This window comes from Proteus sp. fly-1067 (genome assembly GCF_040139345.1).
Classification (GTDB): Bacteria; Pseudomonadota; Gammaproteobacteria; order Enterobacterales; family Enterobacteriaceae; genus Proteus; species Proteus vulgaris_B.
Genome location: NZ_JBEEUL010000007.1, coordinates 1 through 20,508 on the forward strand (window position 1 = coordinate 1; position 20,508 = coordinate 20,508).

The 20,508-nt window shown below is 38.9% G+C and carries 20 protein-coding genes; 3 read left to right on the top strand and 17 right to left on the bottom strand.

From position 1 onward, the window contains the following. Nucleotides 1-293: 293 nt before the first annotated feature. The 4 genes from hemG to pepQ are packed head-to-tail and all read right to left on the bottom strand — an operon-like array spanning nt 294 to nt 4,276. The gene (gene hemG, locus ABN217_RS10900; protein WP_072069481.1) at nt 294-824 is read right to left on the bottom strand and encodes a menaquinone-dependent protoporphyrinogen IX dehydrogenase; all 531 of its coding nucleotides are present in this window, start codon (nt 822-824) and stop codon (nt 294-296) included. A gap of 20 nt (nt 825-844) precedes the next feature. Beyond that, on the bottom strand, nt 845-2,296 hold the full coding sequence (gene trkH, locus ABN217_RS10905) for a Trk system potassium transporter TrkH (RefSeq protein ID WP_072064491.1): 1,452 nt from the start codon (nt 2,294-2,296) through the stop codon (nt 845-847). Between the two features lie 25 nt (nt 2,297-2,321). Then, nucleotides 2,322-2,942: an IMPACT family protein gene (locus ABN217_RS10910; RefSeq protein ID WP_196554339.1), complete on the bottom strand. Its 621-nt coding sequence runs from the start codon at nt 2,940-2,942 to the stop codon at nt 2,322-2,324. Further along, nucleotides 2,942-4,276 (bottom strand): Xaa-Pro dipeptidase, encoded by a 1,335-nt coding sequence (gene pepQ / locus ABN217_RS10915; protein WP_196554338.1) that lies wholly within the window; start codon nt 4,274-4,276, stop codon nt 2,942-2,944. The genes ABN217_RS10910 and pepQ overlap by 1 nt, the downstream gene beginning before the upstream one ends. Nucleotides 4,277-4,543: 267 nt before the next feature. Here pepQ and fadB point away from each other — a divergent pair, with 267 nt between their 5' ends. Continuing rightward, entirely contained in the window at nt 4,544-6,724 is a 2,181-nt protein-coding gene (gene fadB / locus ABN217_RS10920) for a fatty acid oxidation complex subunit alpha FadB (protein WP_349459398.1), read from the top strand. An 11-nt stretch (nt 6,725-6,735) separates the two neighbouring features. After that, entirely contained in the window at nt 6,736-7,899 is a 1,164-nt protein-coding gene (fadA, locus tag ABN217_RS10925; protein ID WP_196554336.1) for an acetyl-CoA C-acyltransferase FadA, read from the top strand. Between the two features lie 142 nt (nt 7,900-8,041). Here fadA and fre read toward each other — a convergent pair whose 3' ends face one another. From fre to pepE, 3 genes are all read right to left on the bottom strand, one after another. Continuing rightward, the gene (fre, locus tag ABN217_RS10930) at nt 8,042-8,743 is read right to left on the bottom strand and encodes an NAD(P)H-flavin reductase (protein WP_072069486.1); all 702 of its coding nucleotides are present in this window, start codon (nt 8,741-8,743) and stop codon (nt 8,042-8,044) included. A 15-nt stretch (nt 8,744-8,758) separates the two neighbouring features. Further along, nucleotides 8,759-10,228 carry a 4-hydroxy-3-polyprenylbenzoate decarboxylase gene (gene ubiD, locus ABN217_RS10935; protein ID WP_072069487.1) on the bottom strand — a complete coding sequence of 490 codons (1,470 nt, stop codon included), beginning with the start codon at nt 10,226-10,228 and terminating at the stop codon, nt 8,759-8,761. A 119-nt stretch (nt 10,229-10,347) separates the two neighbouring features. Beyond that, complete coding sequence (pepE, locus tag ABN217_RS10940) at nt 10,348-11,073, bottom strand: dipeptidase PepE (RefSeq protein ID WP_072069488.1); 726 nt, start codon at nt 11,071-11,073, stop codon at nt 10,348-10,350. A gap of 287 nt (nt 11,074-11,360) precedes the next feature. Here pepE and rfaH point away from each other — a divergent pair, with 287 nt between their 5' ends. Continuing rightward, nucleotides 11,361-11,861 carry a transcription/translation regulatory transformer protein RfaH gene (rfaH, locus tag ABN217_RS10945; RefSeq protein WP_197269600.1) on the top strand — a complete coding sequence of 167 codons (501 nt, stop codon included), beginning with the start codon at nt 11,361-11,363 and terminating at the stop codon, nt 11,859-11,861. A gap of 63 nt (nt 11,862-11,924) precedes the next feature. On the opposite strand, the gene tatC is transcribed toward rfaH, so the two are convergent. The 10 genes from tatC to udp all read right to left on the bottom strand — a co-directional run bounded on the left by tatC (nt 11,925) and on the right by udp (nt 20,491). After that, on the bottom strand, nt 11,925-12,713 hold the full coding sequence (gene tatC / locus ABN217_RS10950) for a Sec-independent protein translocase subunit TatC (protein ID WP_072069490.1): 789 nt from the start codon (nt 12,711-12,713) through the stop codon (nt 11,925-11,927). Between the two features lie 3 nt (nt 12,714-12,716). Beyond that, the gene (gene tatB / locus ABN217_RS10955) at nt 12,717-13,235 is read right to left on the bottom strand and encodes a Sec-independent protein translocase protein TatB (protein WP_166539237.1); all 519 of its coding nucleotides are present in this window, start codon (nt 13,233-13,235) and stop codon (nt 12,717-12,719) included. Nucleotides 13,236-13,238: 3 nt separating this feature from the next. Further along, nucleotides 13,239-13,508, bottom strand: a complete 270-nt coding sequence (gene tatA / locus ABN217_RS10960) for a twin-arginine translocase TatA/TatE family subunit (RefSeq protein WP_006535549.1) — start codon at nt 13,506-13,508, stop codon at nt 13,239-13,241. A gap of 125 nt (nt 13,509-13,633) precedes the next feature. Next, a complete protein-coding gene (gene ubiB / locus ABN217_RS10965; RefSeq protein ID WP_072069492.1) occupies nt 13,634-15,271 on the bottom strand; it encodes a ubiquinone biosynthesis regulatory protein kinase UbiB in 1,638 nt (545 codons plus the stop codon). Then, the gene (locus ABN217_RS10970) at nt 15,271-15,912 is read right to left on the bottom strand and encodes a ubiquinone biosynthesis accessory factor UbiJ (RefSeq protein ID WP_072069493.1); all 642 of its coding nucleotides are present in this window, start codon (nt 15,910-15,912) and stop codon (nt 15,271-15,273) included. The genes ubiB and ABN217_RS10970 overlap by 1 nt, the downstream gene beginning before the upstream one ends. Before the next feature lies 1 nt (nt 15,913). Beyond that, a complete protein-coding gene (gene ubiE, locus ABN217_RS10975) occupies nt 15,914-16,669 on the bottom strand; it encodes a bifunctional demethylmenaquinone methyltransferase/2-methoxy-6-polyprenyl-1,4-benzoquinol methylase UbiE (RefSeq protein WP_072069494.1) in 756 nt (251 codons plus the stop codon). Between the two features lie 83 nt (nt 16,670-16,752). Continuing rightward, nucleotides 16,753-18,093, bottom strand: coding sequence for a DNA recombination protein RmuC (gene rmuC, locus ABN217_RS10980; RefSeq protein ID WP_072069495.1), 1,341 nt, complete (start codon nt 18,091-18,093; stop codon nt 16,753-16,755). A gap of 102 nt (nt 18,094-18,195) precedes the next feature. Further along, nucleotides 18,196-18,726, bottom strand: coding sequence for a DedA family protein (locus ABN217_RS10985; RefSeq protein ID WP_164525886.1), 531 nt, complete (start codon nt 18,724-18,726; stop codon nt 18,196-18,198). A gap of 71 nt (nt 18,727-18,797) precedes the next feature. Further along, nucleotides 18,798-19,580: a tyrosine-protein phosphatase gene (locus tag ABN217_RS10990; RefSeq protein WP_349459400.1), complete on the bottom strand. Its 783-nt coding sequence runs from the start codon at nt 19,578-19,580 to the stop codon at nt 18,798-18,800. Between the two features lie 152 nt (nt 19,581-19,732). Continuing rightward, nucleotides 19,733-20,491 (bottom strand): uridine phosphorylase, encoded by a 759-nt coding sequence (udp, locus tag ABN217_RS10995; RefSeq protein ID WP_023583501.1) that lies wholly within the window; start codon nt 20,489-20,491, stop codon nt 19,733-19,735. Nucleotides 20,492-20,508: the final 17 nt, after the last annotated feature.

Sequence of the window (20,508 nt, forward strand, 5' to 3'; positions counted from 1 at the left end):
CAGATTGTCTGATAATTTGTTAAAGAGCAGTGCAACATTCGCTGCCGTTTCCGGTCTTCTGCGTTGTTGCGAGGAGGCGTATATTACGTTATTCCTCTGAAGAGTCAAGAGTTTTTTCAAACTTTTTTCTTTTCTCTTCACCGTCCTGCGTGGCTAGTTGTTTGCTCATCGCCGGTCAGTGGATGCGCATTATAGGGAGATCTCGGATTAGCGCAAGTGTTTTTTTAAAATAATTTTCCGTTCGTTCAAAACACCAACAAGACGTATAAAAACCCAACAATAAAGGTGGAATATCACTCAATTTTGGCAAAATAAGAGGCAAATTCGCTTACTTTATTCCAATCCGTATATTCAATTTCTTTTGTAGGATCTGTTTCACCTTTAGTCATCTTCATAATTAGCTGGATCATGACTCTATCAATCCATTTATAACGAGGATAAAAAAGGGCACCAGCAAATACACCCGTTAATGTTGGCTTCCATGGGGTCTTATCTAGAAACTTACGCATATAAGCATTCGTTTCAGGTGTATTCTTTTCTTCTTTTCTTGCCGTAAGATTAACGCCAAAGAATGCGGACGGCATACTATTCAATTGTGCAAGATGGCGAGTGATAAATTTATCGAGAGCTTTATTAAAGTAACCATAACGAATAGAAGCACCCACTAAGACTTTATTATAAGCAGATAAATTTAAACTCTGCTGGACAGAGGTTAAATCTCTCACATCACATTCATAACCGTGTTGTCTTAATTCATTCGCGATTTGTATCATTATCTTTTTAGTTTGACCATCAGTACTACAATACAACAATAGCGCGCTCATACATCACTCCTTGTATTAGATTAATCACGCCAAAACGTTGGGGTAAATAAAACTAATAATGTGAAAACTTCTAGTCGTCCAAATAACATTGTTACGACGAGTATCCATTTTGCAGCCGGATTCATTGTCGTAAAGTTATCAGCGACAATACCTAGTCCAGGCCCAAGATTATTTAATGTTGTTGCAATAGCAGAAAATGCAGAGAACTCATCAACCCCCGTTGCGATCAACAACATTAAGCTAATAATAAATACCAAAGCATAAGCGGAGAAAAATCCCCATACGGCTTCAATAATGCGTTCAGGTAATGCTCGATGACCAAGTTTGATGGTATAAACTGCATTCGGGTGAACAAGACGTTTTAATTCACGATTCCCTTGTAAGAATAAAAGTAAAATACGGATCACTTTTAATCCACCACCTGTTGATCCCGCACACCCACCAATAAAAGCTGAGCATAATAATAGAAGAGGTAGAAATGCCGGCCATTGTGCAAAACTGTCTGTTGCAAAACCAGCAGTTGTCGCCATAGAGACAACTTGGAAAAAGGCCTGATTTATGGTTATCCATCCTGAATCATATACAGAATAAAGCCAAAGAATACCGCTACAGATAATGACTAATCCCAATTGAATTGAGATAAACATACGAAATTCAGGATCACGCCAATAAATATTAAGACTTCTTCCTGTTAATACAGCAAAGTGTAAGCCAAAGTTACACCCAGAAATTAAGAGGAATACACCAATAATGATATTAATAGTTGGGCTATTAAAATAACCAATACTAGCATCGTGAGTAGAAAACCCGCCAATTGCAATAGTTGAAAAGCTATGAGAAATAGCATCAAATACATCCATGCCTGCAATCCATAATGCTAAAGCACAAATGATGGTAAGCAAGACATAAATAAGCCACAGTGCTTTTGCTGTTTCTGCAATTCGAGGTCGCATTTTATTATCTTTCAATGGCCCCGGCATTTCTGCACGATAAAGCTGCATTCCCCCAACACCTAAAAGAGGAAGAATAGCGACTGCTAATACAATGATCCCCATCCCCCCTAACCATTGAAGCATTTGGCGATAAAACAAAATAGCTTTAGGTAAGGAATCTAGCCCTACTAAGGTTGTAGCTCCTGTCGTAGTAAGCCCAGAAAAAGATTCAAAAAATGCATCTGTTATAGAAAGGTGTGGTTGCTCAGAAAAAATAAACGGTAATGCCCCCACACTGCCCAATACAGTCCAAAATAAAACCACAATAAGAAAGCCCTCTTTAGGCTTCAGCTCACTTTTCTTATGTCGGTTGGGGATCCACAGCATTAACCCAATGATCAATGCGACAATAAATGTTTGGCTAAATGCTCGTCCGGCACCATCTCGGTATATTAACGCGACAATACCAGGAATGATCATCGTGACAGAAAATAAGATAACGAGTAGTCCGACAATACGGGTTATTGAACGAAAATGCATTTAGCGATTTCCTTGGTAGCAAAGATTATTCATTTTTATCTAATGGGATTAATTGCATACTGCCACGACTCATATCGCGTAGTTTAATTTCCACTTCACCACTATGTACAGCTGGCAATGAAAGGATAAATGTGACTTTATCAGTATATTCACTTGAGAGCACTTGCCCTTGATATTGTTCAACGACTTGTTCAAGTAATGAAACAAGTGAATATTCACACTCCACATTAAAGCGTAATTGTGGCACTTTTGTCTTTGTAGATAATATTTTTAATGCCTGCTGAACACCACTACCATAAGCACGAACCAACCCGCCTGTTCCTAATTTGATCCCGCCAAAATACCGAACAACCACTGCGGTTACTTCTCCCATTCCACTTCCTAAGAGGGGAGCTAGAATAGGTTTTCCCGCAGTACCTGTTGGTTCACCATCATCAGAAAATCCTAATTGTTGCGAATCATCTGGCCTACCAGCAACAAAAGCCCAACAATGATGTCGGGCATCAGGAAATTGCTCTTTGATAGACTGAATATAGGCTTTAGCTGCATCAATGCCCTCAGTGTGAGCAATAAATGTAATAAAACGGCTTTTCTTTATTTCTTCACTGAACTCTACAGTTTCAGCGGGGATCAAATACGCTTTCATCAGGCTAAATGTAAGTCTCTGGTCATATTTTCAATTTTGTTATCGTGGATAATAATATTATCTTCAATACGAATGCCACCAAAGGGTTTGAAGTGTTCAATTTGCTTCCAATTAAAATGAGTGCTGTATTTCCCATCTTTCCAAGGCTCTAATAAAGAATCGATGAAGTAAAATCCAGGTTCAATCGTTAATACCATGCCAGGTTCAATAATACGTGTACAACGTAAGAATGGATACATAGCAGGAGCAGCTAAATGAGTTCCTTTATCATCTTGCATAAACCCAGCAGCATCATGAACTTGCAGACCTAAAGCATGTCCTAAACCATGAGGCAAAAATGGTGTCGTTAAGCCAGCACTCACCATCTCTTCTTCACTAACACCTTTCACAATACCGTATTTATTGAGCAATCCAGCAATACGCTGATGCATTTGAACATGGTATTCTGTGTAACGCACACCCGCTTTCATCGTTGCGATCAGCGCTTGTTGAGCATCATTCATATCTTTAACTAAAGACGTAAATTCATGATTTTCTTTTGCGCTATAAGTACGAGTTATATCAGCAGCATAACCATTATATTCTGCGCCAGCATCAATAAGGAAACTACGATATTCATCTGGTGATTCATGATCTAATTTTGTGTAATGCAACACAGCCGCATGCTCATTTAATGCAACAATATTCCCATAAGGTACATCGGTATCACGATGACCTGTTGCCATTAAATACGCCATATTAATATCAAATTCACTTAATCCCGCTTGGAAAGCTTCGCGTGCAGCAATATGCCCATTCACTGCCATTTTCTGAGCTTCACGCATACAGGCTAATTCATAACCTGTCTTATAGGCACGATAGTAATGATAATAATTAAGAAGAGATTGATTATTAATATTATCAATACTCACACCTAATGATTCAGCACGTTGCGTATTTGGGCCAATATAAGCAGTATTCTTATTAATATAAGGAGCAAGTTCTTTTTGAATATCATCAACATTTTTGAGATGAATTAATTCAATTTCATGTGTCCAATAGCTACTTGGTAGTGCTTCAACACTATGCCAATAATCAACTGGAGAATAAAACCATAATTTTGGTTTATTAACACCATCAACTAATAACCAGCAATGAGGTACATCAGTCACAGGTACCCATGCTTTAAAATGTGCGTTAACTTTAAAAGGATAATCACTGTCATCAAGAAAAATACGAATAGGCTCACCAGAATGAATTAATACGGAATCAAGATGGTGTCTGGATAAAGCATCACGCGTACGATTTTGTAGAGTTTTGATATGTTCTTGGTACAGAGAGAGCAATTTTTCCATTATTAATTACCTTATCTTATTCATTGTTAATGATTCAGCTTAACACGCCAACTCTTTTAGTAGCTAATACCATAACAAAAATAGATTATTAGCGATTTATATCACTTACTTTTATCAAATAGAGCAACAATATAAAATTCAATAAGTTAAATAATTTCACTGTGATCCTCCTTGCAGTTTTTTAATCAATTATTTGCATTTATTTAACATTGTATTCACACTCTTATTATCTGGTCATACCAGTCTATACTTTTAGGGAGAATACAAATGCTCTATCAAAGCGAAAATATTCAAGTCGATTGGGTGAAACAAGGTATTGTTGAACTCGTTTTTAACGCCAAAGGCTCTATTAATAAATTAGATACCAAAACAGTTGCGATGCTAAGCGAAGCTTTAACTGTATTAGAGGCAACACAAGATCTAAAAGGTGTTATTTTACGTTCTGAAAAGCCTGCCTTTATTGTCGGAGCTGACATCACTGAGTTTTTATCCCTATTTGATGCCCCTGAAGAAGAATTGACTCAGTGGCTACACTTTTCTAATAAAATCTTTAGCCGACTCGAAGATCTCCCCGTTCCCACCATCTCTGCTATCAATGGCTATGCACTTGGTGGAGGCTGCGAATGTGTACTTGCTACCGATTTCCGAATTGCATCCCCTGATTTACGCATTGGTCTTCCAGAAACCAAACTTGGGATCATGCCCGGTTTTGGTGGGTCAGTACGTCTTCCCCGTTTAATTGGTGTCGATAATGCATTAGAAATTATTACTGCGGGTAAAGATATTGATGCTCAAACGGCTCTTCAAAATGGGTTGATCCAAGCTATTGTTCCACTGGAAAACTTAAAAGAGAGTGCAATTTCGCTAATAGAACAATCCATTGACGGTAAGATTGATTGGAAGGCCGCTCGTTATCCGAAAACAGCGCCATTAAGATTGACAGAACTTGAACATAAGATGTCTTTTGGTGTAGCTAAAGGCATGGTGATGAAAGTAGCTGGCTCTCATTATCCAGCGCCTATCACCGCAGTTAAAACCATAGAAAAAGCAGCATTTTTAAATAGAGATGAAGCACTTGCTCTTGAAACCGAAAGTTTTGTCAAACTCACGCGCACTGATGTTGCTAAAGCCTTAGTCGGTATTTTTCTCAATGATCAGTATGTCAAAAATATTACGAAAAAACGGCATGCAGAATTACCTAAACAAGCAGCTGTATTAGGTGCAGGTATTATGGGCGGTGGAATTTCCTACCAGTCAGCCTTAAAAGGTATTCCGGTTATTATGAAAGATATTAACCAAAAATCCCTTGAACTGGGTATGAATGAAGCACTAAGCCTATTACAAAAACGCCAAGAAAAAGGTCGTATGACCGCTGTTGATATGGCGAAAACACTCTCCTCTATTCAACCAACACTAAATTATGCCTCTGTCAGCGATGCAGATATTGTGGTTGAAGCTGTTGTTGAAAATCCAAAAGTAAAAGCAACTGTACTTGCAGAAACAGAAGCATTATTAGCAGATAACGCGATCCTTGCTTCCAATACCTCAACGATACCTATCTCATTGCTCGCAAAATCCTTAAAACGCCCAGAAAATTTCTGTGGTATGCATTTCTTTAATCCTGTCCATCGCATGCCTTTAGTGGAAATTATTAAAGGTGAAAAAACCAGTGAAGAGACCATTAATCGTATTGTTAGTTATGCAAGCAAAATGGGCAAAACACCGATTATTGTTAATGATTGCCCTGGCTTCTTTGTAAATCGAGTCCTCTTTCCTTATTTTGCAGGATTCTCTCTATTGCTAAGAGACGGTGCTGATTTTATTGCTGTTGATAAGGTGATGGAAAAAGTATTTGGTTGGCCAATGGGTCCAGCTTATTTACTTGATGTTGTGGGTATTGATACCGCTAATCATGCTCAAGCTGTTATGGCTCAAGGCTTCCCTGACAGAATGGGAACTATTGAACGCGATACTATTGCACTGTTATATGAACAACAGCGATACGGGCAAAAGAATAATCATGGTTTCTATAATTACACAGTTGATAAACGAGGTAAAAAACAGAAATCAGTTGATGGGCAAATTCAAACACTCATTCAACAAAATGTGGGTAAAGTACAAGAGTTTAGCCAAGACGAGATTATTGCTCGCATGATGATCCCAATGATCAATGAAGTTATTCGTTGTCTAGATGAAGGTATTATTGCTTCACCAGCCGAAGCTGATATCGCACTAGTATATGGCTTAGGCTTCCCTCCTTTCCGTGGTGGTGTATTCCGTTACCTCGATACTATTGGAACTGCAAAATTCGTTGCAGATGCACAGCAATATGCGTCATTAGGGGCACTTTATCAAATCCCTGAAAGCTTAAAACAGAAAGCACAACACAACGAAACCTATTATCCAAAACCCACAAAAGTAGATGTTAACATCAGAGAACTCGCTTAAGGAGAGATGAAATGGAAAAGGTTGTCATAATTGATGGTATTCGTACTCCTATGGGACGCTCTAAAGGTGGTGCTTTTCGCCATGTTAGAGCAGAAAATCTCTCTGCTCACCTGATGCAAGCACTACTAAAACGTAATCCTAATATTAATCCTAATGATATTGGCGATGTGATTTGGGGTTGTGTACAGCAAACCTTAGAACAAGGTTTCAACATTGCACGTAACGCTGCATTATTAGCCGAACTTCCTCATAAAGTGCCAGCTGCCACGGTTAATCGCTTATGCGGTTCATCAATGCAAGCATTACATGACGGCGCTCGCCAAATTATGCTTGGTGATAGCCAAGTGGCATTAATTGGTGGTGTTGAACATATGGGTCATGTGCCAATGACTTATAATGCGGATTTTAATCCATCTCTCAATCTTTCTGTTGCTAAGGCCTCATTTTCCATGGGTTTAACCGCAGAAATGTTAGCTAAATCATTTCAAATTTCACGTGAAGACCAAGATAAATTTGCTTATCGTTCTCACCATTTAGCAGCTCTTGCAACACAACAAGGCTATTTTGATAATGAGATAGTGGCTATCAATGGTCATGATGCAACGGGTAATTTCATCAATGTTAAAAATGACGAAGTTATTCGTTATAACCCAAGTCTTGATGATTTAGCGCAACTAAAACCTGTATTTGATCCCGTAACTGGCTCTGTAACAGCAGGAAATTCATCCGCAGTTTCGGATGGTGCATCAGCGATGTTTATCACCAGTGAACGTTATGCTAAAGAGCATAACTTAAAGCCTCGGGCTGTTATTCGTGCTATGGCTGTTACAGGGTGCGATCCCGCAATTATGGGTTATGGCCCTGTTCCTGCGACAGAAATTGCATTGAAGAAAGCAGGATTAACACTCAGTGATATTGATATTTTTGAACTCAATGAAGCTTTTGCAGCACAATCATTAGCCTGTATGAAGAAAATGAATTTGCTAGAAAGTCTAGATGACAAGATTAATTTAAACGGCGGTGCAATTGCCTTAGGACACCCTTTAGGTTGCTCCGGTTCACGTATAACAACCTCGTTACTCAATATTATGGAACGTAAAGATGCACAATTTGGCTTAGCCACAATGTGCATTGGATTAGGGCAAGGTATTGCAACGATTATAGAACGTGTTTAATGCGATATTCTGTATATCCACGTTCTTATCATTATGAAAGTCTTCTTTTCGATTGCATGGTTAGAAACCATTTTCCCGCCGTCAGGGGCGGGTTTTTTTATGGTTTTAAAAACAAAATCGATAATAACGTGGAAAAACGTTATCAAATAAATTCAAACGCATCGCTAAATAAGCGTGTTTTATCTGCATTACGTTCATTACAAAAGCGCTCTCTGGCTATTTTGGCCATTTCAAAACGCCCTGCAATGTAAATATCATATTCTGATAAATCACCAAAATCTTCGCTTATTGCAGTTAATACCGTACCTTTTCTGCCTCGCCAAGTTTCATCGGGTTGTTCAACTACGGGGACAACGGTTAAAGAAGGATGCAACTCTGATAATTCTTGTAATTCATTGAGATCATAGAGATGAATGCTTTCTCTTCCCCCCCAATAAATTGTAATAGGTCTCTGTGGGTTTTCAGCTAATGCTGCCAGTAAAATTGAATGGGTATAAGAAAAACCTGTGCCGCCAGCAATTAATAGTAGAGGACGCTGACTCTCTTTTTTAAACCATGCATTTCCATGAGGAATATCAATGGTGAGTTGCTGTTTTTCTAAAATCACATCAAGCACAGCCATCGCATAAAGATTGAGTTCAGACGCACCAATATGAAGTTCAATAAAGTCTTTATTTTCAGGTATAGATGCAATAGAAAAAGGACGTTTATCACGTTCATCCATAACAGCTAAAAGATATTGCCCAGCCTGAAAATCAAATTCGCCATCGGGTAATAGCCTTACCCGATAAACCGTATCTGTCATCGGCTCAACAAGTGAGACTTTACAATTCAGTATTGCCATGTTGTTCCTCTGTTATTATTTAAGAATATCGAGCTGTTCCCAAATAGTATCGACTCGTTGCTTAACTTCATCAGACATCACAATAGGTCTACCCCATTCTCTATCTGTCTCACCAGGCCATTTGTTGGTCGCATCAAGACCCATTTTTGATCCTAATCCTGAAACAGGTGAAGCGAAGTCAAGATAATCAATAGGCGTATTTTCCATCATAATGGTATCTCTCGCAGGATCCATTCTGGTTGTAATTGCCCAAATCACATCTTTCCAATCTCTTGCATTGACATCATCATCGCAAACAATCACAAATTTGGTGTACATAAATTGCCGTAAATAAGACCAAACTCCCATCATTACGCGTTTAGCATGACCCGCATACTGTTTTTTCATAGTCACAACGGCTAAACGATAAGAACATCCTTCAGGAGGTAGATAAAAGTCTACAATTTCAGGAAATTGTTTTTGTAATATAGGAACAAGCACTTCATTAAGTGCAACACCTAATACTGCGGGTTCATCAGGTGGTCGCCCTGTATAGGTGGAGTGATAAATTGCATCTTTACGGCGCGTTAAATGCGTAATGGTAAACACAGGGAAAGAATCAATTTCATTATAATATCCTGTGTGATCGCCATATGGTCCTTCTGGCGCAAGCTCTCCCGGTTCAATGTAACCTTCAAGGATAATTTCAGCACTTGCAGGCACTTCAAGATCATTCGAAAGACATTTTACAACTTCTGACTTATTTCCACGCAATAAGCCTGCGAAAGCGTATTCAGATAATGTATCAGGTACCGGTGTTACAGCACCTAAAATAGTAGCGGGATCTGCCCCTAATGCTACGGAAACAGGGAATCGTTCACCCGGATGTTTTTGACACCATTCTTGAAAATCTAAAGCACCACCACGATGCGATAACCAACGCATAATCACTTTGTTTTTACCCAGCACTTGCTGGCGATAAATACCCAGATTTTGGCGTTCTTTAAGTGGGCCACGAGTCACCGTTAATCCCCAAGTAATTAAAGGTGCTGCATCTTCAGGCCAACAATGCATAACAGGGATCTTTGTTAAATCAACATCATCACCCGTTAAAACAACTTCCTGGCAAGGTGCTTTGCTCAAGCGTTTTGTTGGCATATTTAAAACTTGCTTAAACTTGGGCAACTTATCAAAAAGATCACGAAAGCCTTTCGGTGGATCGGGTTCTTTTAGAAATGCTAATAGTTTGCCGACTTCATGCAAAGCTTTAACATCATCTTGCCCCATTCCCATAGCCACACGCTTTGGTGTGCCAAATAAGTTACAAAGCACTGGCATATCAAACCCCTTGGGATTTTCAAATAACAGCGCTGGCCCACCGGCACGTAAAGTTCTGTCCGCTATTTCGGTCATTTCAAGGTAGGGATCTATTTCGAAGGTGATACGTTTTAATTCACCTTTTTCTTCTAATAATGAAAGGAAATCTCTTAAATCGCGGTATTTCATCATAATCTTACGAGCCAGTGAGTGAAAGAAAAGAGGGCAATGCCCTCTTTGAGACGCTATAAGCTAAACGCATAACTCACTAAAATGCAATGCTTTTTATTTGATAGCGTTTACTATACTTATAAACAACGGAATGGAACCCACTCTGAAAGTAATTTAGTATCAAACTGTTCAGGAAATGTTTTTCCATGTTGGAAGATTTTAAAACCTTCATTTTTAGCGCTGTAATAATGTAATTCTTCACCATGAATATATAAGTAACTTCCTTCACGGATAGCCACAACAATCTCTTCAGGGTTAATAGCACAAAACTCAGCAATACGCTCATCACGTGTTTCACCCATATGACCACTAATAGAAGCATCAATGTAATGTGGGTTAATTTGAACAGGGAACAAGCCAAGTGATGGCATGATAACAGAGGAACGTACTGGCATGTCATTGGTTGTACGAATTGTTGGGGTTGCAACGTTACAACCTGCGCTCCAACCAATATAAGGAATATTACGTTCACGGACAGCACGTTGGATAGGAACAACTAATCCTTTTTCATGTAGCATTTGGTTTAATAACCAAGTATTACCACCGCTAACTAAAATACATTCCGCATTATTGATTGCGTCAACTTCTGAATCGAAATGCTCAATACAAGTCACTTCAATACCTAACACTTCTGATAAATCACGAGCACGTTGGTCATGATCAGAACGAATAACAGCATAGGCAATTAATACAGCAGAACGAATACCACGTTTTTTGATCATGTTATCGATATTATCTTTCGCATAACTTAACCATCGTGGATCCCCGGCAATTTTTCCGTTACTTAATAAAAAAACTTCCATTACAGAACCTCTTTATAATTATGAATAGAACTCTAAGATAATTATCTTGAAAGCTTTTTCTTGTTTTTACCATCACTTTTTTGTCAACTTGTTACCTCTATCTGAGATCCAATTGAAAGTAACAAAAACGACCTCTTTTATTGCGTATGAACACAGCTTTTCTATTTTTTTTCCAGTATAAAACCACGTTAGGCTATTTTTACTTAAACCCAATAGATGACTGTTACCATAATTATAAATTTGCTATTATCACTTAAATTAAAATTAACTAACTTATTGTCTCTATTATGAAAAAATGGCACTTGCTGTATTGTAAACGAGGACAAGTTCCTCGCGCTATCGAACACTTAGAACGTCAGCAAGTGGGCTGTTTCACACCAATGGTTACCATAGAAAAAATAGTAAGAGGAAAACGCACAGCAGTAACCGAGCCTCTTTTTCCTAATTACCTTTTTATCGAGTTTGATCCTGAAGTGATCCATACCACAACCATTAACTCAACACGTGGAGTGAGCTCGTTTGTCCGCTTTGGGCAATATCCTGTCACTGTTCCTCAAGATGTGATTGATACATTACAAATACCCCAACTTTCATCACTCACTTATAGTGAAGAAAATGTACCTCATAGTGGAGATAGTGTATTGATTACAGAGGGTATTTTTCAAGGAATTCAAGCTATATATCAAGAACCTGATGGTGAGGCTCGCTCAATTTTGCTTTTAAACATATTAAATAGCGAAGTGAAAAAATCAGTGAGTAATAAAGAATTTAAAAAAGAGTCCCCCTAGAAAAAGTTAACCCAGCTATTGCTGGGCTAATATCATATGATTCCAGGAACCTTGTTCCTAAAACTATTTTTGCTGTTCTGTTTCAGCTTCTTCCTCTGCTTCCTCAGCTTCTTCTTCAGGTGTTTTTCTTCGGCCGTTACCCACATAGAAACGCGATACCATGACACCGATTTCAAACAGTAAGTACATCGGTATTGCTAATAAGGTTTGAGAGAAAACATCTGGTGGCGTCAATACCATACCAACGACAAAGGCACCCACAAGAATATAAGGACGTTTTTTCTTTAATGCTTCTGGTGTTGTTACACCACTCCAGCACAGTAAGATAATCGCAATAGGTACTTCAAACGCCGCACCAAACGCCATAAAGAGCGTCATCACGAAGCTGAGATATTTACTGATATCTGGAATAAAGTTAACCCCTTCAGGGGTTGTATTAACAAAGAAACCAAATGCAAGAGGGAACACAACAAAATAAGCAAACGCCATGCCGAGATAGAATAATACCGTACTTGAAACAAGTAACGGCAACATCAGGCGACGTTCGTGTTTATACAATGCTGGTGCGATAAAAGCCCATACCTGATAAAGGATAACAGGTACAGAAGCAAAAACAGATACCATGATTGTCAATTTAATCGGAGTCAAAAAAGTAGAGGCAACATCTGTCGCACTCATATTTGACCCTTGTGGCAACTTATCGAGTAATGGAGCCGAGACTAATTGATAGATATCGTTAGAAAAATAAACCAGCCCTAAAAAAACCACTAAAACAGAAACCAAGCTATACATCAAACGCTTGCGTAGTTCTATTAAATGGCTGATCAGCGGTTGGGTATCATTTACTGCCATGTTTTAATGCTCACCATTGACCTGATCAGTTATTTTTTTCTCTATTGTTACTGTTTTAGTAACAGGAACTTCTGTCTTTGTAACACTTTCTGCCACAACAGGTTTATGGCTGTTAGCATCATCATTAACTTCATCAGCTTCAGCAAGCGCAGCAAGATCAGAAGGTGAAGGTTCCGTAGAGTCGGTTTTTACAGACTGCTCTGTTGTTGAGTCTGGCGTTGAAGGTGCTTGATAAGTCTGCTTTAAAGACTGTGCAGCCTCTTTTAACTCATCCATAGACGCTTTTAACTCTGGCGATAACGTTTGTAAATTTGCTTTCTCTTCAACTTTCTTCAAACTCTCTTGGAGTTCTTGAAGTTTGAGTTCTTGAGTTAGCTCATTTTGTACATTCGCAGCCAAAGAGCGTAGCGCCCTTACCCAGCCAGCAATTGTTTTTACTGCTACGGGCAAACGTTCTGGCCCCAGAAAAACAAGACCAATCACCATGACCAATAGCAGCTGACTAAAACCAATGTCAAACACGGTTTATACCTGCTCTTTGTTTTTGCTCTCAGTTGTAGACTTCTCTTCTGTTGAAGTCTTCTGCGCTAAATTTTTAGTATCAAAATCTGCGTCGTTATTTGTTTTTTCAGCGTTGTTGGTGTCTTTATCTGCAGCTTCGTCACCAATCGCTTTTTTAAAGCCTTTTACTGATGCACCTAAATCTGAGCCCAATGTGCGCAGTTTATTTGTACCAAATAATAAGACAACGATGACAGCGATGATAAGTAATTGCCAAATGCTAATACCGCCCATTTTATGTTCCTCAACTATTTTCGGGGTTATACTTAATAACAGTGCCCATTATATACAACGAATTCAATTTTCGGGAATCTCGAATTCATCTTTTAACTTGCTCAAAGACAAACTTTGATGTGTTTTTATTGTGCATTACCAGATCTAAACCAACCCAAAATCCATGCAAGAAGACCTAAACTGATAAAAACACTGAATAATGTTTTAAAACCAGAAACAAAAAACAGGCTACCGCATAAAAACAGTGTCGTACCTATACCCAATAAAAATAGAGACTGTCTCTGTTTGACTCTTTGCGAACTTATTTGTTCCGTCAATTTATCTAGTGTTAACTTCATATTTTTATGTTGTTTCAGACTATCATAAACCAGCTCTGGTATCTCTGGCATTTTTTCTATCCAGTAAGGCGCCTTACTCTTTATGCCATTCATTAATGCTGTAATACCAATTTGGCTATGCAACCAATCTTCTAAGAAAGGTTTTGCCGTTTTCCATAAATCTAATTGTGGATACAGTTGTCGCCCAAGACCTTCAACATAAAGCAGTGTTTTTTGAAGCAACACTAATTGAGGCTGTACTTCCATATTAAAACGCCGTGCGGTATTGAACAGATTAAGCAACACATGACCAAATGAGATCTCAGACAGAGGCTTTTCAAAAATTGGTTCGCACACAGTACGGATTGCAAATTCAAAATCTTCCACATTGGTATCTGCTGGCACCCAACCTGAATCAACATGTAACTCTGCAACTTTTCGATAATCACGATTAAAGAAAGCTAAGAAGTTCTCAGCTAAATAGCGTTTATCTTCTTTATTTAATGAACCAACGATACCGCAATCAATGCCGATATAATATGGATTTTCAGGGTGATCATAACTAATAAACACATTACCAGGATGCATATCCGCATGGAAGAAACTGTCTCTAAACACTTGAGTGAAAAAGACTTTTACACCGCGCTCTGCAAGAAGCTTCATATTCGTCTTTTGTGCATTCAACGCTTCGATATCAGAAACGGGAATACCGTAAATACGTTCCATCACCATCACATTTTCATGGCAATAATCTGAATACACTTCTGGGATATAAAGCATCGAGCTATTTTCAAAATTACGGCGAAGTTGAATAGCATTAGCGGCTTCACGCAGTAAATTTAGCTCATCGAGTAATGTTTTTTCGTATTCGCGGATCACTTCTTTAGGTCGTAAACGACGACCATCAGGTAAAAACGGTAATAAATTTGCCAAGCGATACATTAAACGGATATCTGCTTTGATCACAGGCTGGATATCAGGGCGAATAACTTTTAGCACAACTTCTTTGCCGTTTTCTTTTAATTTCGCTGTATGAACCTGAGCAATAGAAGCCGAAGCCAGAGGTGTTTCATCAAAATCATCAAACCATTGGTCGATAGGACCACCAAATGAATTTTCGATATATTGTCGTGCTTTTTTGCCATCAAAAGGGGCAACTTTATCTTGCAATAGCGCAAGTTGGTCAGCAATTTGAGGAGGAAAGAGATCACGTCGAGTTGATAACATTTGACCTAATTTAATCCAAACAGGCCCTAATGTTTGCAATGCGAGTCGTAAGCGTTCACCTAATGGTTTTTCTGGATGCTTATTTTTGATCCAAAAGAGTGCTCGGCATCCCAATCTTGCAGGTAAAGTAATTCGATGTTTAGGAATTAATTCATCAAGCCCATAAGATAAGAATACCTGAATAATATGATAGAGGCGCTTTAACTCACTAAGGAGCATTATTTTTTCTCCAATGTGCCTAACCGTTTTTCTAGTTCGGCTGTTTGCTGTGCAAGTTGTTCTATTTCATCATAAAAATGGACTGTTTCTAATGCACTAGGTGCGGTTTTCCACTCCTCAATTAACGCATCACGCAAATAACCTTTTTGGTGACTCAAGAGTGAAGAAAATAACTGAACGCCCTTTCCTGCAACAACAGTCAAACTTTGCGCTGCTATGTCGCCAATATACGGTGCTAAATATTGCGCGGGGTCCCACTGCGCCATATCTAGCAATGCAGACCAATTTTGAACAACCTGCATATCACCATCAATAGTGATATCGCCACGATTGATCAATTCTGACATTTTTTGGCGATCGCGAAGCTTAATCAGAGTAAGTAATTTTGTTTTTATCAAACAATCAGTTTCATCATCCCACTGGCTTAATACATCAACTTGTTGTTCGCTAAAGACTAAGTAGATGGAACGAGGAAACTCATTGATAGAAAGCGCCAACACTTTGCCCGCAAGGCGATTGCGGGCAGGTTTAAGCACATTTTCCTGATATAAAACGTGATTAAGAGCTGTCTCCATTGATGCTGTTAACAGCGGATACAGCACTTGAGTAGCAATATCATGAGAAAAAGTGGCTTTTTCCATCTCAGAATTTAAATCCTTTGTGTAGAGCAACTATACCGCCAGTCATGTTGGTATAGGTCACTTGGCCAAATCCCGCTTCTTCCATCATACCTTTTAAAGTTTCTTGGTCTGGATGCATACGAATTGACTCCGTTAAATAACGGTAACTTTCAGCATCATTTACAATCACTTGGCCAATTTTTGGTAGGATATGGAAAGAGTAAGCATCATAAATTTTGCTTAAAGGATCAAGAACCGGTTTAGAGAACTCCAGCACCAGCAATCGTCCACCTGGTTTCAATACACGAAACATAGAACGCAATGCTTTCGCTTTATCGGTCACATTACGTAAGCCAAAGGAGATAGTGATGCAATCAAAATGGTTATCAGGGAAAGGTAACTCTTCAGCATTCGCTTGTACGTAGTTAACATTACCCACAATACCGTGATCGCGTAGCTTTTCACGTCCCATTTTCAGCATTGAATCATTAATATCAGCTAAAACAACTTCCCCATTTTCACCTACTAAACGAGAGAATTTAGCTGTTAAATCACCAGTACCGCCCGCAAGATCAAGAACTCGTTGATTACGTCTTACACCACTTGCTTCAATAGTATAACGTTTCCAAATGCGGTGGACACCGAAAGACATCAAGTCATTCATTAAATCATATTTAGACGCGACAGAGTGAAAAACCCTTGCAACCATGGTTTGTTTATCATCTTTGTCAACGGTTTGGAAACCAAAATCTGTTGTTTCCTTAGTTTGTTGAGTCATATTATTTGCCCGCTAATTAATCAAAATTTAGTAAATTCAGTACTGGTCTTATTTCAGAAATCTTTATCTCTTTATTTTTCAAATCAATCAGACGTCGATTTTTCAATGAGATCATTATCAATCGTTTTTTTTATCTCAACCCCTAGGGATTTGAAGCCTTCCGCTTGACTGATAAGATTTCCACGACCTTCAGAGAGTTTTTTCATCGCCAATAAATAGCCAGACTGCGCTTTTTGAATACTGTTTCCTAGCCCTTGCATATCATCAACGAAAAGTCTTAATTTGTCATACATTTTAGCCGCTCTGTCCGCAATTTCTTGCGCATTTTGGCTTTGATATTCATATCGCCACAATGCCGCTATTGTACGCAAAGCAACAAGTAAAGTAGATGGCCCAACTAACATTATATTGTTTTTCAATGCTTCTTCTAACAAATCAGGAGAATGACCAATCGCAACAAGATAAGCTGGCTCTATGGGTATAAACATCAAAACATAGTCTAAAGACGTAACACCCGGTAGTTTATGATAATCTTTTACACTCAATCCTTTAATATGCGTTCTAATTGAGTTCACATGTGCATAAAGCGCCTGTTTACGTTCATTATCATCATGGCTACTAAAATACTTTTCATATGCCACCAGCGACATTTTAGCGTCGATAATGACATCCCTACCATGAGGTAAATGCACAATAACGTCAGGTTGATAGCGACCGCCATTTTCATGGCGAATACTCACCTGTGTTTCAAACTCATGGCCTTCGCGTAATCCTGAAGACTCTAATATACGCGCTAAAACCGTTTCCCCCCAATTACCTTGGACTTTATTGTCCCCTTTTAAGGCATTTGTTAGGTTAACCGCTTCTTGTGCCATCTTGACATTTAATTGTTGAAGCTGGCGAATTTCATGAACTAAGGTATGCCGCTCTCTGGCTTCTTGCCCAAAACCATCTTGAACTTGGCGTCGAAAACTTTCCAGTTGTTCACGAAAAGGTGACAGTAAATGCGTTAGTCCTTGTCGATTTAACTCTTCGGCTTTACGCCCACTTTGTTCAAAAATACGATTAGCCAGATTTTCAAACTGCGTCGCAAGCCGTTGCTCACTATTGACTAATAGCCGCTGTTTTTCTTCAGCAGATATTCGACTCTCTTCCCACCGCGTTGTCACTTCTCTTAATTCTGCTTCTTGAGAGGTAATAATTTCTCGTTGAGCACGCAATTCTTGCTCTAGTTGCTCTATATGCTGTTGTAAAGAGGGGATAATTGCTGATTTTTCTTGGGCAACGGCAAGCTGTGTGTAGTTTTCACGTAACATGGCTTCTTTATCAGCTAGACGTTGCTGGATAGACCACCAAACAAGCGCGCCACCGACCAGTACACCGCCTAATAAACCAATGATCCCATATAACAACTGAATATCCACTAAAGTGACCTTTTTACTTTCCAGCGGGCTACGTTAAAACGCATAGATAATATTGTCTAGCAACAATTTACATCATGACTTGATTTGCGATAAAGGACGCAATTATCCCACCCATTTCGCAAGCCATTGCAAACCAAAAGCACCGGGTGCCAAAATACCAAATGCCCAGATCATGGCTGATGTTAAATTAGCAATTTGAAAATAACGCTGTGGCATTGCACAAATGCCCGCAACTAAAGGCACGATGGCACGAAAAGGCCCAAAAAAACGCCCAATAAATACGCCCCAGATCCCCCAACGATTAAAAAATTGATGACCTCTAACAAGCGTTTGTGGTGATCGCGAAATTGGCCATAAGTTTCTCACGCCATCTTTATAGTGGAAACCTACCCAGTACGAGACCCAATCTCCAAAAAAAGCACCTAATGCAGCAGCAAGCCAAATCGGCCAGAAAAATAAGCCACTTTCACCAATTAAGGCCCCTAATCCCAATAAAATAACAGTTGCGGGGATCAACAAAGAAATAAAAGCGAGTGACTCGCCAAAAGCAAGAAAGAACACGATAGGAATAGCCCAGATTTCGTGCTCTTTTACAAAGAGAGTGATGGTATGAATGATATCTTGTACTGTCAAAATAGAGGCCTTAAATTCGGTTAACCTAAGTGAAATAAAACAGACTGATTAACCGAATATAAATCACTTCATTATTCGAGAAAATAACTTTGTAAGATATCTCGGCTTGCAATATCTAAACCAATATCTTTCTCTAACCACGTATCGACGTTGCCATAATGCTGATTAATACTGGCTAGTGCCGTTTGTAAAAACTCTTCTTGTACAGAATAAACATAGGCAAATTTATCGACGATATGTTCACTCATTGTTTTAGCATGCTCTTCTAAGAGGTAAGCACGATAAGGGGCTAATGTTTCATTCGTGAGTAGGTAGTCTTCCATCACCACATCTAAAGAAGCACCGAGTGCAAACAAGACTAATGCAGAACCCACGCCTGTTCTATCTTTACCTACTGCACAATGTTGCACTACCCCCCCTTTTTCAGGTTGCTTTAATAGTGTAGCCAGTTGCTTATATGCAGGATTATTAATAGGTAATAACTTATATAACTGAAACATAAATGCTTTAGCATCAAATTGCTCTAATATTTCAGGTGTCAATTTTTCAAGATTAGCGGAGACTTCTTTTGATAATGGATTTGCAGGTGCATGATAATATTGAGCCCCTTCCCAAACCCGGTCTGGTTTATCAATAATTTCACCGGCATCACGATAATCAATGATTTGAAAAAGATTTCTATCAACGAGAAGAGATTGATCTGTATAGGTTAATCTATCCAGTGATCCTGAACGAAAGAGCATTCCAGGTTTAATAACACCACCGTTACTTAATTTTTTTCCACCTAAATCACGAAAGTTGATCCCACCAACTAAAGGCAACACCGAAGGATGTGTTTGTAAGATATCAGTCATAACGCCTCTTCTCATTATTATGTTGTTAAGTTCTTAAAGACCTTAACAGAAATCATCTTCTGTTGTCATGTCATATTAACGTGATGAATTACCATACAAAAAAAGCCCTTAATACTTTTGTATTAAGGGCTTTAGAACTCAATTGAAAATGCTTATTTCATTAAAATACGAGCTGCTTCAATAACGATACCAAGTGCATTGTTTTCTGTTTTCTTCAGTAATTCTGCATCTGGAATTTCTTGCTGAGTACGGTTTACGATAACACCTGCAACCATACCAGCACGTAAACCTTGGCTTGCACACATTGTCAATAATGTTGCAGATTCCATCTCATAGTTCATTACGCCCATTTCTTGCCACTCTTTCATTGAGCCTTTGAAACGGCGAACAACACGGCCTGTATAAGTATCGTAACGTTCTTGTCCTGGATAGAATGTATCAGAAGACGCAGTTACACCTACGTGTACAGTTGAGCCATTGTCTTTAGCGGCTTTGTACAATGCATTCATACATTCAAAGTCAGAAACTGCTGGGAATTCCATTGGTGCAAAGTGTAAGCTCGCGCCATCTAAACGGACTGCGGCCGTAGTCACAAGAATATCACCTACGTTGATATGTTCTTGAATTGCACCTGTTGTACCAATGCGTAAGAAAGTACGAATACCTAATTGCGCTAATTCTTCAACTGCGATAGAAGTAGATGGACCACCGATACCCGTTGAGCAAACAATGACAGCTTTGCCATCAATTTCACCACGCCATGACGTGTATTCACGTAAAGAAGCCAGATGGACAGGGTTATCCATTAATTTTGCAATTTTTTCAACACGCTTAGGATCACCTGGAACAATTGCTAAAGTGGCACCCTGTAGGTCATTTTTGGTTAAACCTAAGTGAAATACATCAGACATATCGGACTCCTCAATGG

Excerpts from the sequence above, each read along its gene's own strand:
- hemG (WP_072069481.1), bottom strand. The coding sequence starts at position 824 with ATGAGCGCGCTATTGTTGTATTGTAGTACTGATGGTCAAACTAAAAAG.
- trkH (WP_072064491.1), bottom strand. The coding sequence starts at position 2,296 with ATGCATTTTCGTTCAATAACCCGTATTGTCGGACTACTCGTTATCTTA.
- ABN217_RS10910 (WP_196554339.1), bottom strand. The coding sequence starts at position 2,942 with ATGAAAGCGTATTTGATCCCCGCTGAAACTGTAGAGTTCAGTGAAGAA.
- pepQ (WP_196554338.1), bottom strand. The coding sequence starts at position 4,276 with ATGGAAAAATTGCTCTCTCTGTACCAAGAACATATCAAAACTCTACAA.
- fadB (WP_349459398.1), top strand. The coding sequence starts at position 4,544 with ATGCTCTATCAAAGCGAAAATATTCAAGTCGATTGGGTGAAACAAGGT.
- fadA (WP_196554336.1), top strand. The coding sequence starts at position 6,736 with ATGGAAAAGGTTGTCATAATTGATGGTATTCGTACTCCTATGGGACGC.
- fre (WP_072069486.1), bottom strand. The coding sequence starts at position 8,743 with ATGGCAATACTGAATTGTAAAGTCTCACTTGTTGAGCCGATGACAGAT.
- ubiD (WP_072069487.1), bottom strand. The coding sequence starts at position 10,228 with ATGAAATACCGCGATTTAAGAGATTTCCTTTCATTATTAGAAGAAAAA.
- pepE (WP_072069488.1), bottom strand. The coding sequence starts at position 11,073 with ATGGAAGTTTTTTTATTAAGTAACGGAAAAATTGCCGGGGATCCACGA.
- rfaH (WP_197269600.1), top strand. The coding sequence starts at position 11,361 with ATGAAAAAATGGCACTTGCTGTATTGTAAACGAGGACAAGTTCCTCGC.
- tatC (WP_072069490.1), bottom strand. The coding sequence starts at position 12,713 with ATGGCAGTAAATGATACCCAACCGCTGATCAGCCATTTAATAGAACTA.
- tatA (WP_006535549.1), bottom strand. The coding sequence starts at position 13,508 with ATGGGCGGTATTAGCATTTGGCAATTACTTATCATCGCTGTCATCGTT.
- ubiB (WP_072069492.1), bottom strand. The coding sequence starts at position 15,271 with ATGCTCCTTAGTGAGTTAAAGCGCCTCTATCATATTATTCAGGTATTC.
- ABN217_RS10970 (WP_072069493.1), bottom strand. The coding sequence starts at position 15,912 with ATGGAAAAAGCCACTTTTTCTCATGATATTGCTACTCAAGTGCTGTAT.
- ubiE (WP_072069494.1), bottom strand. The coding sequence starts at position 16,669 with ATGACTCAACAAACTAAGGAAACAACAGATTTTGGTTTCCAAACCGTT.
- ABN217_RS10990 (WP_349459400.1), bottom strand. The coding sequence starts at position 19,580 with ATGACTGATATCTTACAAACACATCCTTCGGTGTTGCCTTTAGTTGGT.
- udp (WP_023583501.1), bottom strand. The coding sequence starts at position 20,491 with ATGTCTGATGTATTTCACTTAGGTTTAACCAAAAATGACCTACAGGGT.